This is a genomic window from Alteromonas sp. CyTr2 (genome assembly GCF_947311905.1).
Classification (GTDB): Bacteria; Pseudomonadota; Gammaproteobacteria; order Enterobacterales; family Alteromonadaceae; genus Alteromonas; species Alteromonas macleodii.
Genome location: NZ_CAMZMZ010000024.1, coordinates 52,377 through 67,388 on the forward strand (window position 1 = coordinate 52,377; position 15,012 = coordinate 67,388).

At 45.4% G+C, this 15,012-nt stretch carries 10 protein-coding genes; 4 read left to right on the top strand and 6 right to left on the bottom strand.

Annotated features, from left to right (window positions below; genetic code table 11):
- Window positions 1-27: 27 nt before the first annotated feature.
- Genes QME20_RS13300 through QME20_RS13310 form a run of 3 tightly spaced genes read left to right on the top strand, consistent with a single transcriptional unit; the run spans window position 28 to window position 6,009 of the window.
- A complete protein-coding gene (locus QME20_RS13300) occupies window positions 28-2,388 on the top strand; it encodes a sugar-binding domain-containing protein (RefSeq protein WP_281716052.1) in 2,361 nt (786 codons plus the stop codon).
- Window positions 2,389-2,398: 10 nt separating this feature from the next.
- The gene (gene galE, locus QME20_RS13305) at window positions 2,399-3,415 is read left to right on the top strand and encodes a UDP-glucose 4-epimerase GalE (protein ID WP_281716053.1); all 1,017 of its coding nucleotides are present in this window, start codon (window positions 2,399-2,401) and stop codon (window positions 3,413-3,415) included.
- Window positions 3,416-3,432: 17 nt separating this feature from the next.
- On the top strand, window positions 3,433-6,009 hold the full coding sequence (locus QME20_RS13310; RefSeq protein ID WP_281716054.1) for a hypothetical protein: 2,577 nt from the start codon (window positions 3,433-3,435) through the stop codon (window positions 6,007-6,009).
- A 170-nt stretch (window positions 6,010-6,179) separates the two neighbouring features.
- Here QME20_RS13310 and QME20_RS13315 read toward each other — a convergent pair whose 3' ends face one another.
- The 6 genes from QME20_RS13315 to QME20_RS13340 form a co-directional block, all read right to left on the bottom strand.
- The gene (locus tag QME20_RS13315) at window positions 6,180-7,178 is read right to left on the bottom strand and encodes a hypothetical protein (RefSeq protein ID WP_168462956.1); all 999 of its coding nucleotides are present in this window, start codon (window positions 7,176-7,178) and stop codon (window positions 6,180-6,182) included.
- Between the two features lie 212 nt (window positions 7,179-7,390).
- Window positions 7,391-7,975: a single-stranded DNA-binding protein gene (locus QME20_RS13320; protein ID WP_014947881.1), complete on the bottom strand. Its 585-nt coding sequence runs from the start codon at window positions 7,973-7,975 to the stop codon at window positions 7,391-7,393.
- A gap of 267 nt (window positions 7,976-8,242) precedes the next feature.
- A complete protein-coding gene (locus QME20_RS13325; protein WP_061093967.1) occupies window positions 8,243-9,805 on the bottom strand; it encodes a sodium/sugar symporter in 1,563 nt (520 codons plus the stop codon).
- A gap of 342 nt (window positions 9,806-10,147) precedes the next feature.
- Entirely contained in the window at window positions 10,148-11,290 is a 1,143-nt protein-coding gene (gene galK / locus QME20_RS13330) for a galactokinase (protein WP_187447259.1), read from the bottom strand.
- Window positions 11,283-12,338, bottom strand: a complete 1,056-nt coding sequence (locus tag QME20_RS13335) for a UDP-glucose--hexose-1-phosphate uridylyltransferase (RefSeq protein ID WP_281716055.1) — start codon at window positions 12,336-12,338, stop codon at window positions 11,283-11,285. Before QME20_RS13335 ends, galK begins: the two co-directional genes overlap by 8 nt.
- A 172-nt stretch (window positions 12,339-12,510) precedes the next feature.
- Entirely contained in the window at window positions 12,511-13,530 is a 1,020-nt protein-coding gene (locus tag QME20_RS13340) for an aldose epimerase family protein (protein WP_281716056.1), read from the bottom strand.
- Between the two features lie 328 nt (window positions 13,531-13,858).
- On the opposite strand from QME20_RS13340, the gene QME20_RS13345 reads away from it, so the two are divergent.
- Window positions 13,859-14,860: a LacI family DNA-binding transcriptional regulator gene (locus QME20_RS13345; protein WP_014947876.1), complete on the top strand. Its 1,002-nt coding sequence runs from the start codon at window positions 13,859-13,861 to the stop codon at window positions 14,858-14,860.
- Window positions 14,861-15,012: the final 152 nt, after the last annotated feature.

Consider the following 15,012-nt stretch of genomic DNA (forward strand, 5'->3'; position numbering starts at 1 on the left):
ATTTTTAAATTCATCTAGGCTAGAGCAATGACTTCTATTTCCCGATTTAGCTTTTTACTCTGTTGTCTGTTGTGGTTAGGCGCGTGCCAGCCCTTCACGTCTTCTTCTAATCCACCGCATTCTTCATCGCCTTTTCTAAGTGAAGTAGTTCCTTTCAATCAAGACTGGCAATTTAAGAAGGCGGATGAGGCGATTTCGCCTGAGCAAATACCTCAAGCATGGGAAACTATTGCTCTTCCACACACTCCCCAGTTAGAGCCTGAAGTGGTAAATGACCAATGGCAAGGTATTGCCTGGTATCAAAAATCGTTTTCAGTGCCAGCAGAGTGGCTTGAGCAAGCGGTGTTTATTCGTTTTGAGGGAGCAATGAATGCTACAGAGGTTTGGCTTAATGATGAGAAAGTGGGTACTCACTTAGGTGGATATTTGCCATTCACTTTCGATTTAAGCCCTTACCTGGTGTCAGGAAGGAATACCCTCCGCGTGCGCTTAGATAACCGTGACAATGACGTTACAGGCCCGAAGCCACTTACATTGCTCGATTTTAATACCTACGGTGGCTTATATCGCGATGTTAATCTTCTGGTAAAAAATCCCTTGATGATTACTGATGAGATGCATGCTAACGAAGTGGCCGGTGGCGGTGTTTTTGTCACCTTCCCTTTAGTCGAGAAAGTGAAATCTGAAGTAAACATTAAAACACATGTAGCTAACACCAGCGGTGAAGAAAAAACTTTTACTCTAGCCCAAACTTTGTCATTTGATGGAAGTGACGTTCACAAGGTAAGCCAACAATACACTCTGCCGGCAGGTGAAAAGCGTCACTTTAATCAGTTACTTACAGTAACTGAACCTGCCTTATGGTCTCCTCAGCACCCCAATTTATACACACTGGACACTGTATTGTCGCATGACGATACAACTATAGAACATCAATCGCGAAACATCGGTATTCGCTCGTTTGTCTTCAATGATAAAAATGAGCTACTGATAAACGGTGAAAAAACCTTTCTTCGCGGTGTCAACCGCCACCAGGAATATCCGTTTGTTGGCTACGCAACCTCTGCTCAGGCTGATTACCGCGATGCCGTAAAAATCAAATCGGCGGGTTTCGACTACGTTCGACTGTCCCACTACCCTCACTCAACAGCATTTATGAAGGCGGCAGATGAATTGGGCTTAGTGTTACTGGATGCAATATTGGGTTGGCAATATTACAACCCTACTAAAGAGTTCGAAGCTCATACCTTAAAAGCGTGTGCTGATTTACTACGCCGAGACCGTAATCACGCTAGCGTCATTGCATGGGAGTGCTCGTTAAACGAATCAGATATGCCGGACGAATTTATCGCAGCACTATCTGATACAGCACATGCCGAATACCCTGGCGCCTATTCCGCAGGATGGGAACTCGGCTACGATATTTTTGTACAAGCCCGCCAACACCGACTGCAGCATTATGAAACACCCATAGACCCTTACATTGTATCTGAGTACGGGGACTGGGAATATTACGCGCAAAACGCGGGTTTAAATCAGGATAGCTGGCAAGATTTGCAGGAAGATGAACGCACTAGCCGTCAATTACTAAATAGTGGTGAAAAGCGCCTGCTGCAACAGGCAAAGAACCTTCAAGAAGCCCACAATGACAACTTTACCGTACCCGCCTTTGCAGACGGTTACTGGGTCATGTTTGATTATAACCGCGGCTACGCCGATGACATTGAAGCTTCGGGTATCGCCAGTATTTATCGCCAGCCTAAATTCAGCTATTACTTTTTCCAAAGTCAAAGGAATGCAGACGAACAGGCCCCGCAATTTGAAAGCGGTCCCATGGTGTATATCGCAAGTAATTGGGTTGAAACGTCAATCACTAATGTGCGCGTTTTTTCAAATGCCGAGAGCGTCGCGCTTTACCTCAACGATCGCTTAATTGCGACGCAAAGCCCCGACACTGATGCTTTGAGTACGCACTTAGCGCATCCTCCCTTTACCTTCACAATAGACAACTTCGAGCCTGGTACATTGCGTGCTGAAGCGCTTATTAGTCATAAAATTGTCGCCCGTCATAGCGTCACCACACCTGAGCAAGCTACTGCGTTAACACTACGACTCGACACCTCAGGTATTGCTCCTACTCCCTACGTGAAAGACAAAGTATTTGTATACGCACAAATGGTAGATGCTAAGGGCAATCCTGTTCGCACAAATAATATCGAGCTGAATGCTGAAGTTGAAGGCGATATTAGATTATTAAATCAGAGCCCCATTACGACATCACGGGGAGAAGGTGCTTTATTAATTGAAATCGGTGAAACACTTAAAAACGCCGAAATCACGGTTACTGCCAAAGGTCTAAAACCTGCAACATTGTCACTTGAAAAGTAAGGAAAGACCCATGCATATATTAGTCACTGGGGGTGCTGGCTATATCGGCTCACATACCTGTATCGCGTTAATTGAAGCAGGCCATTCTGTTGTGGTAATTGACGACTTCTCAAACAGCCACACCGAAGCACTAAGGCGGGTAGAAGATATTTGTGATACAGAGATCTCTCATTATGAGGGTGACGTGGGGGATGAAGAGCTGCTCAGACGTGTTTTCTCAGAGCATAACTTTGATGGCGTCATTCACTTCGCCGGCTCAAAAGCAGTGGGGGAATCTGTTGAAAAACCTATGCTTTATTACCGAAACAACGTTACTGCCAGCCAGACTTTAATAGAAACTATGCATCAGGCTGGCGTACATACGTTAGTGTTTAGCTCTTCAGCGACAGTTTACGGCGACCCGCAAACTGTACCTATTGTGGAAGACTTTCCCGTGGGCGCGACCAATCCCTACGGCAGAAGTAAACTCATGGTAGAGCAAATCATACAAGATTTTGCGACTTCCACCGCTCAATTTAACGGTATTATTTTGCGCTACTTTAACCCAGTGGGCGCTCATCCTTGCGGACGGATTGGAGAGGACCCAAGTGGTATCCCAAATAATTTAATGCCTTTTATTGCACAAGTGGCCGTGGGCAAGCGCTCCCATCTGGCTGTATTTGGCGATGACTACCCCACCAGTGATGGTACTGGAGTGCGCGACTATATACACGTATGTGACTTAGCGGAAGGGCATGTTCGCGCTTTGGAGCAATTGTATGGTAAACCGGGTAGTCATTGCTTTAATCTAGGTACAGGTAGCGGTGTTTCAGTGCTAGAGATGGTAGACGCCTACGCGAAAGCAAGTGACCGACCTATCCCTTATCAAATTGCCCCCCGTCGCCCTGGCGATGTGGCACAGTGTTACGCCAACTCAAGTCACGCCAAAGCGGTGTTGGGATGGCAAGCCACCCGCACCTTAGAAGACATGGTGAAAGACAGTTGGCGATGGCAGTCGTCTAACCCTAACGGCTATCGTGAAGCCTAACTGGTAGGAAAGTTAAGATGTTCTCAAAAATATTCGCAACCTCAATCGTCTTGGCTACTATGAGCTTAACTACAGCAGGCTCAAGTAGCGCAGTAAGTTTGACCAACACCACGTTACCCCCTACCCCCGTGACAGTAGAAAACGGTCGGTTGTTATGGGACAACGGCGACCAAGTCTACTTGTTTGGTGCCAACTACAGTGCACCGTTTGCCTATGGTTATCGCGCTATCGCTCGACGTGGAATCGATCACAAAGTCGCTATCGATATAGACGTGGACCATATGGCTCGGCTTAAGCTAAATGCCTATCGCATTCACGTATGGGACAAAGCCATCAGCGATAAAGAAGGCAATCTCATCGACAATGAATATCTTGAGTTATTCGATTATCTGATGATGCGCCTTCAAGAGCATGGCATTCGCGCTATCATCACTCCCATTGCATGGTGGGGAGCGGGCTATCCCGAACCAGATCCCGCTGAGCCTGGATTTGCAGTGGGCTACAGCAAAAACGATATGAATGAAAAGCCTGCGCTTATTGCCGCCCAGCAGCGCTATCTGACTCAGTTTATGGCGCACAAAAACCGTTACACTGGGCAACTCCTTGGTAGCGACCCTGAAATTATCGCCTTTGAGCTTTTTAATGAGCCCAAACATCGCTTAGCCCCACAAAAGAGTGCGGCGTATATCGAAACCTTAATTAAAACTGTTAAAGACGCAGGTGTTACCAAGCCTTTGTTCTATAACATTAGTGAACAAGGTGACCAGAGAGACTTTGCCAAAGCGGTATGTAACACGTCAATAGATGGTATCGCGTATCAGTGGTATCCCACTGGTTTATTAAAATACAGTGCGTTGAATACCAATGTACTGCCTGCGGTTTCAACGTATACCAACCCATTTAGCGATATCAGCGGGTGCAGTAATAAAGCGCGTATGATTTACGAATTTGACGCAGCGGATATTACAAATAGCGTAACGTACCCCGCGATGGCACGAAGCTTTCGCGACGCGGGGTTTCAATGGGCCACTCAGTTCGCTTACGACCCTGCAGTAATTGCAGACACTAACTCAGACTACAATACGCACTACTTAAACTTATTGTATACGCCAGCGAAAGCAATAAGTCTGATGATTGCCGGTGAAGAGTTTCGTACTTTACCCCAAGACTATCACGCACCTGCGTACCCACAAAGTAACCAGTTTCATCATACGACGCTGGATTACCTCACTGATTTATCGGTGTTTGATGATACTAAACAGTTTTACTATACAAACAGCACCACTCGCAGCCCTAAAGATATCGATAGCCTCACTCACATTGCTGGGGTTGGCTCATCTGAGTTAGTTAATTACTCAGGCTCTGGCGCCTACTTTTTAGATAAACAGGGCGACAAACAATGGCGATTAGAGGTATTTCCCGATGTGATCAGTTTGCAAGATCCTCATCAGAACTCCAGTCTGAACCGTGAAGTGAGCCGCCTATCAGTCAAAGCTAATAGTATGACCCTTTCTCTACCTGGTCTAGGCCAGCGCTTTGTCGTCACTGGCATCAATGAAGGCAACGACTATCAAACTCAGGCTTCAGGGGGTAATTTCGCTGTCGCGCCTGGGGTATATTGGGTATCTGCGTCAGAGGCTAAGCCTTCAGGTGACATCGACACGGCCTATTACTTACCCCCAATCAAACCAAGTGAAACCATCGTGACTCACCAACCCCAACGTCAGCGCAATCTTGGCGAGGCATTGACCTTCACTGCCGCGGTACAAAGTGTGACACCCAACCCCACTGTTACCTTAAATATACGTTATGAGGGTCATAGTGGCTTTGTTACCTTACCAATGCAACAAGAAGATAAAGGGCTTTACCACGTCACACTAGAGAATGACGATATGTGGAAACTGTCTGGTAAATTGGAATACGCCTTTACCGTTACAGATGGTGATATCACAGTAACCTACCCTGATAACCAACCTGGCAAACCACAGGATTGGGATTTCCTAAATAGCGCTTACTTTCACACATTATTGCAACCTGCAGGCAGTCCTGTACTTCTCTTTGATCCAAGCGAAGCGAGAGGGACGTTTGTACCTCCGCAAAACACTGTAAGCTGGCCGACCTCTTCGGCCATATTGGAAGGCGAAACAGTGACGCTCAAAGTCTTTGACGATAACCTACAGACTGGTGGTCCATTACTGCGTACGGATCTCCCTAAGAATGCCACTTTGATAGATCGTTCCTTAGAGGAATATGACGCTATTGCACTACGCGTTCGTTCATTAGGCAAAAGCGACAGGTTGCAATTTGGCGTTATTGCTAACGATGGGCTGGCTTACGGCACTGATTTTACTGTAAGTGACGAATGGAAAACCTTGATTCTCCCTGTTTCGGCCCTAAAACCCACTGCGACCTTATTAACTCGTGCGTATCCTATATTTATGCCACTTACTATGGGGCCATTTGAAGAGCAATCCCCTTTGGATATTCACCAGATCACAGGGCTTCAATTTATATTACCACCACTCAAACGCGCACCTAAAAACAGTTGGCGTGGCATTGAAGTGGGTGAAATTGCACTGGTGAAGATGGAATAAGCTAAGTTACCGTACGTATCTCCTCCATTTCCAACCTCTTGCTAAAGTGATGAGTTTGGAAATGGAGTACGGGAACACCCATGATTCAGGCGCGATGACTGGAAAAGCGGATTGGGTTGGCGTCACGTAGGATAACTTTTTAACTCACCTGATTAGTGAGTCACGCTGAACTATAGATTTTTGTTTAGCTCCAAATGAGTCGCACTATCACATGATTCGTTGAGCATAACTTTACTCCACCTTTCATCAAAAAGCGGTTTAAGAAATAAAGGGTATCCATCTGCCACAAAGTTAATGTCTCTTAAGGTTTGGCTTTTCATAGGCGTAGATGTAATGTGAGTCAGCGCGCTGTCTAGATCACTCGTTACCGCTTGTCCTAGCTCACTCTTAGAACACAGTAAGCGCTTTGTTCCTCTTAGCTGCTGTGACAGTTCACTGATTTGATAAACATTAAGCGCATCGAGTTCTTCTTCTGGTAATGCTGAAAGCTCGCGGTGCCCTACATAGCCAAAGTCTATTCTTCCACTTTCCAGTAGGGCAATGGTGTGCATGCCTAAGTCTTTGCCTAACCCATTTAAACGAACCACATTGTTTTTTGTAGCCCATTGCTCAACAGTATCGGCGTATACGTTATTCACATCGTTGTAGAGTACCGTTCTCAAATTTTGCTGAAGCAGTGCGCGTAAAGAAATGGACTCAAAATATTCCTGCGTTGGCTGAGGCTGCGCGGTATCTAATTCATTTTTCAATGAAGGCTGAAGCGCGTTTCTTGCAACAATGAGTAGCGGTAAGTTTATAGAGGTTGGCTGGGAGTAATATCCCCACTCAGCGCGTTCTTCTTGGTAAGCGGCGCCATAAAAACAATACACTTTTTGCGCGGATTGTTGATGCTGTACCAACGACCATGCACGTTTAACCGGATAAGCTTCAAATTGGTGTTCGTAGTTATGCAGGTGTGTAGAGAGGTACGCCATGGCGTCATAGATGGGCCCTGAAGTGATACTGACACCACTGCCTTCAATTCCAAGCTCGGGTGGTCGCAACCATACTACTGTAGGCTTTTTGGAGGCGCAGCTTTCCCCTTCACATTCGCCGTCTGTTTGCGCAAACAACACGCTGCTTTTAAGACACAACAAAACAAAAGCCACCAAGGTTACTACTACTGACACTGCAAAAACCCAACCTTTTACACGTAATTCTTAAAGCTCACTCATCGCGTTTATGGGAAAACAACAATGGGAATATGATGAAATTATTTTAAGGTAATCGGAGGAAGAATGGCGGGCACCAATCTCATAATTGGGCGAACTTAGCTCAAAAAAAGAGCCCTTGAAAACAAGGGCTCTTTACAAATAAAGTTTACACTGTAAATTTTGGTTCCCTAGAACGGAATGTCATCGTCGAAGTCAAAATCTGGCTCAGCCATTGGTGGGTTCTTTGGCTGACCTTGATTGCCACCCTGAGGCGCTTGATTGTAGCCGCCACCTTGGTTTGAGTTGTAGCCGCCCTGCTGGCCACCACCTTGCTGTGGCGCTTGGTTATAACCGCCTTGTGCAGGCGCCTGGTTGTAACCACCTTGGTTGTTCTGAGGACGTTGGTAACCACCGTTACCACCACCGCCTTCACCGCCGCGACCGCCAAGCATTTGCATTTGGTCTACGATAATTTCAGTGGTGTATTTATCTTGGCCTTGCTGATCTTGCCACTTACGCGTTTGCAATTTACCTTCAACATAAATTTGCGAGCCCTTTTTCAGGTACTCTCCGGCAATTTCTGCTAAGCGACGGTACATTGTAAGGCGGTGCCACTCAGTGCGCTCTTGAACCTGACCCTGTTGGTCTTTCCAGCTTTCGCTAGTTGCTAGGCTTAAGTTCGCAACGGCGTTTCCGTTAGGCATGTATCTAACTTCAGGATCATTGCCAAGGTTTCCAACAAGAATAACCTTATTAACGCCTTTCGTTGCCATTGATGTCTCCTGTAACGTTTTTAGTGGCTTGCTGTATAACTCTTCTTAATAAGACATCAGCAAGCGCGAAAGTTCATCGAATATTAGCCGGTTAGTATACCGTATTTTATGAGGGAAAATTGAAGTTTTTCGCCACAGGTTTACGTTACTAACTGCAACACGTTCTAGAACTTAACAAAATTTATTGTCAGCGTCTTCTGAACTTTCGCGTTGTTTTTAGCTAATTTTAGCAAGGGCGTTGCGATTAAAAACGCCCTTCCTTGTCTGCTACCACCACGTAATGTAAAACGCCGCTGTAAGGATAACTACAGCGATAGATGCTACATTAAATCCGCTTGTGGTTCTGAACTGCACTTCGTTTAGGTCGACAGCGTTTTCACTGACACCTTTTTTCTCTAGCAGAGAAACAATCACAGCTAAAGCAACACAAAGCAGGAACACAAGTCCAACACGGTCAATAAACGGCAGTTCAGGCCAGAACTGTCTAAACACAATGCTTAAAACAAATGAGCCTAGTGCGGCCAACAGACCACCGTTTGCTGTGGTTTTCTTCCAGAACATACCTAAAACGAACAACGCGCAGATACCTGGTGTGAAGAAGCCCGTGAATTCTTGGATATACTGGAATGCTTGATCAAAATTACCCAACAGCGGCTTGGCCACCACCATAGCAATGATAAGCGCGACCAAGCTTACGATACGACCCACTTTCACATAATGCTGCTGCGACTCGTTTGGACGCTTATCTTTATAAAGGTCCATGGTAAAAATAGTAGAAACGCTATTTGTCATCGACGCTAGCGAGGACACAATCGCCGCCACCAAGGCTGCGAAGATAATACCTTTAAGACCAACAGGCATCAGCGTCATTAGGCTTGGGTATGCTTGGTCCGGTTTAGCTAAGTCTGGCACAATTAGCACTGCTGCAATCCCTGGCAATACCACAATTAAAGGCATTAGCAGTTTTAGGAAAGCCGCAAACGCAATACCTTTTTGCGCTTCTTGAACGCTCTTTGCCGCCAACGTGCGCTGAATGATGTACTGATTAAAGCCCCAATACGACAGGTTCATGATCCACATACCGCCAATCAATACAGAAATGCCCGGCAAGTCCATATAGTGCGGGTTGTCTTCTGACAAAATCATGTCGAATTTCTCAGGGAGCTTGTTAGTAAGGTCAACAAAACCTTGGATGGCACCATTGCCGTCACTGATTAGGTTTAACGCCGTATACGACAGAAACAAGCCACCAATAACCAACAGCACGACTTGAATAATGTCGGTGAGTGCTACCGCTTTCAGACCGCCGTAAAGTGAATAGGTTAACGAGAAAAGGCCTAAGAACATCATGCCGTAAACCATATCAACACCCGCGATGGTATTGATGGCCAATGCACCTAACCACAGCACAGCCGTTAGGTTTACAAAAACATAAACACCTAGCCAGAATATTGCCATTACCTTGCGCACGCGATGATCATATCGCTGCTCAAGAAATTGAGGCATGGTGTAAATTTTATGCTTAAGAAAGATAGGTAAGAAGAACTTGCCAACAATAAGCAGCGTAATGGCGGCCATCCACTCATAAGACGCAATGGCAAGCCCTAACTGGTAACCTGACCCCGACATGCCGATGATTTGTTCGGCTGAGATATTGGCGGCAATGAGTGATGCGCCAATTGCCCACCATGGCAAGCTTGAGCCCGCTAGAAAGTAATCATTTGTGTCTTTTTGATGACCCTGCTTTTCGCGAGAAACCCACCACGCAATTCCGACAAGCGCGACGACGTATACCACGAACAACGTGATATCTATTGATGCTAATTTCATAGTTTTTCCCAAAGTTCTTATTTTGGGTGCGGCGATTGTCATGCAGGGTACACAGGTGAAAAATTGTTTTTATTATTCTATTGTTTTTTGCCACACCAGTATCACGTCTTTTAAAACGCGTTAAATCAAACAAGTGATTGTTGATAGCAACTCAAAGCCGCTAATAACCACACCCGTTCTAGCCCATATTAGTATCACATTTTGTTTACTTTTTTTAACTAGATTTAAATCTTTTTTTCATAAAGCTGACCTTTAAGGTTTGGTGGAAACTAGATTTGATTAGACAAGTAAAAAAGTTATACTCTTGACCAATTACCCGTAGTTTTAGAGCGTTCATGAACTTTACACAGCGAACGCGCCCTGTGTAGCCGTACACACATAAATATCAGCACTGTACCCTGTTTCATCAGAGTACTTGTCGGCCACGACTTGCTTCACCGCTTCAACTTTGTCGGTAGGTACAAGGGCCACTACGCAGCCGCCGAATCCACCGCCAGTCATGCGAACACCACCCGATTTACCCAGCACTTCACCAATGATCTCAACCAAGTAATCGATTGGGCGAACGGTAATTTCAAAGTCATCACGCATGGAGATGTGAGATTGCGCCATGGCTTCACTAACCGTTTCGATGTCGCCAGCTTTTAAGGCTTGGCTTGCTGCCAGTGTTCTAGCGTTTTCGGTAACAATATGCTTCGCGCGGCGATAAACCACCTCTGGCATATGTGCTTTAGCGCCTTCTAGCATTTCCATAGTTGCTTCGCGTAACGATGACACACCCAATAACGACGCGCCTTGTTCACACTGCTGACGACGCAAGTTGTATTCACTGTCAACCAAACCACGTTTAACATTCGAATTGATGATAACGATTTGATGCGAGTCTGGTAGTGGTGAATGCTCAATGGCCAGCGACTGGCAATCAAGCAGCATTGCCATGCCTTCATTACCCATAGCAGAGATTAACTGATCCATAATTCCGCATGAGCAGCCTACGAACGTATTCTCGGCTTTCTGCCCTAACAGTGCAGCCTGTACGCCATCGAGGGGCAACTCATACAGCGCGCTTAACGCTTTTAATATAGCCACTTCAAAAGATGCCGAAGAGCTTAACCCAGCGCCTTGTGGCACATTGCCCGTAACCAATAAGTTAGCGCCGCCAAAATCTGGAATGGCCTCTTTAAGTACTTTCACTACGCCGCGAACATAGTTTGCCCACCCTTGTTCTTCGTCATAGTTAATGTCTGACAACGAGAACTGGTTTTGCTGATTTTCGTAGTCCATCGCGGTAACCACGATGTCGTTATCTGCGCGCTTTGTTGCCGCAACCCACGTTCCAAAGTTGATTGCAGCCGGAAATACGAACCCTTCGTTATAATCGGTATGCTCACCAATAATGTTCACTCGACCCGGCGCATGTGCGATTAACGCTGGCGCCTCGCCGTAATGCGTTTCAAAATTAGAAGAAAGTACTTGATTATCCATTCGCATTCTCACGTTTCTTATAGTGCACTGTGGATAGTGCTTTTAATCTGTCTGCCGCTTGTTCAGGGGTCAAATCTCGCTGTGCCTCTGCCATCATTTCGTACCCAACCATAAACTTGCGTACACTTGCTGAGCGCAGAAGTGGTGGGAAGAAATGCGCATGTAGCGTCCATTCAGGGTGCGCTTCACTATCAAATGGGGCACTGTGCCATCCCATAGAGTATGGGAAAGACGTTTCAAATAAGTTGTCGTACTTCGCCGTAATTTCGCCAATGATCTTAGCAAGAGATAGCGACTGAGAATCTGAAAGCATGTGCATAGATTGCACGTCAAATCTCGGTAAAAGTAACGTTTCAAAAGGCCAAGCGGCCCAGTATGGTACAACTACAACCCAATCATCATTTTGACACACGACTCGCTCTTGCTTCGTTACCTCTTGTTCGGCATAGTCCAACAGCATAGGCGTGCCGTTTTCACCGAAGTACTGCTTTAGCTGCACGACCTTCTTCGCCGGATCAGTTGGCACATGCTGCTGAGCCCAAACCTGACCATGAGGATGAGGATTCGAACACCCCATCATCGAGCCTTTGTTTTCAAAAACTTGCACCCAGCGATAGGTTTCACCAAGCTCAGCGGTTTGTGCTTTCCACGTGTTGACTACGTCTACGCGTTCTTCATCGGAAAGCTCAGGTAACGTTTTGCTGTGATCAGGGGAAAAACAAATAACACGACTGCAGCCTTGCTCAGTTTCGAACTGAAACAGCCCCTTTTTCTCACTGGCTTGTTCTGTATCTTGCTTAAGGGCGGCAAAATCGTTTTGAAAAACAAACGTACCTTTGTAATCAGGGTTAACTTCACCATTCACGCGGGTGTTTGTTGGACATAAATAACACGTAGAGTCGTAAGATGGCTTTTGTTCGTTGTTTGGCTCTTCTGAGGCTCCCTGCCAAGGGCGCTTCGCTCTGTGAGGCGACACTAACACCCACTCACCCAACAAAGGGTTGTAACGGCGATGTGGATCGTTGGTAGGGTCGAAAGGGGTTCCCATAATCACTCTCTCTGAATTAGCCTGCTACGCTCTAATGCGCAACATTAAATAGGGTTAAACGTTTACCCTGATAATGATATAGCAAGCTTCTACGTTTATCAATTGCGTAACAAAGAAAATTAATTGTTAAATCGATAACAAATAATTTTCTTTTGTTACTACATAACGATTTCTATGCGCTGAACTTGTATCGCATACTTGCTTTGAAGGTTTCCCCGGGTTTTACGAAACAGTTTGGAAACTCGGGCTTATTGGGTGCATCCGGGAAATGCTGTGGTTCTAAGCACAAGGCACCAAGCTGATCGTCGGTTTTCAACCCGCCAGTATAAAACTGCAAACCCGGCAAGTTAGTAAATAACGACATAGCAATACCTGTATCAAGTGCTTTTACGGTTGCTTGTGGGGTATGCTCAGGCGTATCACGGAGTACATAGTTGTGGTCGTAGCCTCCCACCCTATCAAATAATGGATGGGAATTAGATTGCTCTGCCCTTTCTTTTATTGCTGTAGGTTTCGTGAAATCAAAGGGAGTATTGGCAACTTCGACCAGTTTTCCAGTTGGCAGCAAGGTGCTATCTGCGTCCGTTACTTTGTCAGCATCTATATGTAGCAATGTATTACCCACTTGCGGGTCGTTGCTCAACGTGAAGTAAGCATGCTGCGTGAAACTAAGCGGGGTTTCTTTGTCTGTGTTTGCGGTGATCACAAGAGATAACTCGTTGTTTTGATTAAGGGAATAGCATGCCTCTACATTAACAGTACCGGGAAAGCCACCTTCCCTATCGGGACTAGTTAAGGTAAATGTTACAGCCACACTGTCTGTCGTCTCTTGGACGCTTGCCGCCCAAACCTTCTTATGAAACCCAGCTAGGCCGCCGTGTAGATTATGTTCACCGCCATTTTTATCTAAGGTGTACTCTGTTCCATTTAACGCAAACGAGCCATGTCCAATTCGGTTTGCGTAGCGTCCTACGATCGCACCGCGATAGCTCGGGTCATCTATATAGTCTTGTAGAGTCTCGAAAGTTTGGACACAACTTACCGATTCACCTTCTGCATTCGGGAAGTGAATTTCTTTAACAATTCCACCGTAGTTAAGCAAGGTAACTGACATGCCGTTGTCGTTAGTTAACGTAAAGGCGTTTATGACTTCGCCTTCTACTTCACCAAATACAGATACATTTATTTTCATAACAAAATTTTTACCTTAAGACGTGCTTAGTAAACTGACGCTTTCCAACCTACCACACATTTTTTATACATTAATGAATAATGCAATCTTTCAGAATGTCTAGGAGGTTATACGTTTTCCATTCTTTTTTACAGCGGTTTGATTAACAATCATTGAAGGTAAAACCACTTAGGTAATCTAACGCTCTTCATCTCTCTAATGCATCTCAGCCCCGTGAAAGACACCTTAAGCTAAGCGTTAGAATTTTATCTTTTTTTGTAAATATAATGTACGCTATGGCAATCAGGTCAATCGACACTCCACGCAATAAAACGAAGTTTGAAAGAAAATGGCAACAATAAAAGATATCGCCCAAGCCGCTGGCGTTTCATTAGCGACCGTATCAAGAGTTATTAATAATGGTCCTAAAGTGGGCAATGATACTCGCAAGCGTGTCAAAAAAATCATGGAAGAAATGGGTTATCGTCCCAACGCTAATGCGCGGGCACTTGTAACCAAACGTAGCGCATCTTTAGGCGTTGTCATTGCTGAGCTCCACGACCCATTTTTCGCTATGTTAGCCCACGGTGTGGAGTCCATTACTCGCAAAAATAACGTTCAAATTTTATTAAGTGCCGGCTCTATTGAAAAAGAGACTGAACTTCGCGCTATTGAAACACTGCTAGAGCATCGAGTAGAAGCCATGGTAGTGCACAGCAAAGCACTTGATGACGAGACCCTGATCGGCTTTGCAAACCAAGTTCCAGGCTTTGTATTAATTAACCGCTATATACCAGAAATAGCAAATCGTTGTGTGTGGCTTGATAACGTAACCGGTGGTCGCCTTATGGCGGAATATGCCATCAACCAAGGCCATGAACATGTCGCGGTGATAAGCAGTCAGTATCGCATAGACGATCCTAATCATCGCCTCGAAGGGATTAGAAACGCGGTTAACAATGCGAATTTAAGCTTGCCTGAAAGCATGATCGAATATGCTACGCCCGATCAGGAAGGTGGTGAACTGGCAATGCAAAACTTGCTTGCTACTGGTGCAAAATTCACTGCTGTTTTGGCTTATAACGATGCTATGGCATCTGGTGCTATGACCATGCTGCAGGATCATGGTATTTCAGTTCCAGAACAAGTATCTGTGATGGGGTACGATGATGTGCTGTTAGCAAAGTACTGTCGTCCTAAATTAACGACTCTGCGTTATCCAGTAGAAATGATGGCAGCAAAAGCGGCGGAACTTGCATTGAAGTATGCATCGGGAAGCAAACCAGAAGATGGGCTTACCTTTAAATATACTCCTACAGTAGTAAAACGAGATTCAATGGTTAGGGTTTAGCTGTTCGTTTTCCTTTCAGAAATTAATAGACCAAAAAAATACCCGCCTATGGCGTAATGCCGATCAGTTAAGAAAATTTTCATGATCGGTTGACCGATCTTTTTAAGGCTTCAAAATCCGATATCAGTCTCTGGTATCGGATTTTTTAATGT

Coding starts and splice junctions, on each gene's coding strand:
- QME20_RS13300 (WP_281716052.1), top strand. CDS start 28: ATGACTTCTATTTCCCGATTTAGCTTTTTACTCTGTTGTCTGTTGTGG.
- galE (WP_281716053.1), top strand. CDS start 2,399: ATGCATATATTAGTCACTGGGGGTGCTGGCTATATCGGCTCACATACC.
- QME20_RS13310 (WP_281716054.1), top strand. CDS start 3,433: ATGTTCTCAAAAATATTCGCAACCTCAATCGTCTTGGCTACTATGAGC.
- QME20_RS13320 (WP_014947881.1), bottom strand. CDS start 7,975: ATGGCAACGAAAGGCGTTAATAAGGTTATTCTTGTTGGAAACCTTGGC.
- QME20_RS13325 (WP_061093967.1), bottom strand. CDS start 9,805: ATGAAATTAGCATCAATAGATATCACGTTGTTCGTGGTATACGTCGTC.
- galK (WP_187447259.1), bottom strand. CDS start 11,290: ATGGATAATCAAGTACTTTCTTCTAATTTTGAAACGCATTACGGCGAG.
- QME20_RS13335 (WP_281716055.1), bottom strand. CDS start 12,338: ATGGGAACCCCTTTCGACCCTACCAACGATCCACATCGCCGTTACAAC.
- QME20_RS13340 (WP_281716056.1), bottom strand. CDS start 13,530: ATGAAAATAAATGTATCTGTATTTGGTGAAGTAGAAGGCGAAGTCATA.
- QME20_RS13345 (WP_014947876.1), top strand. CDS start 13,859: ATGGCAACAATAAAAGATATCGCCCAAGCCGCTGGCGTTTCATTAGCG.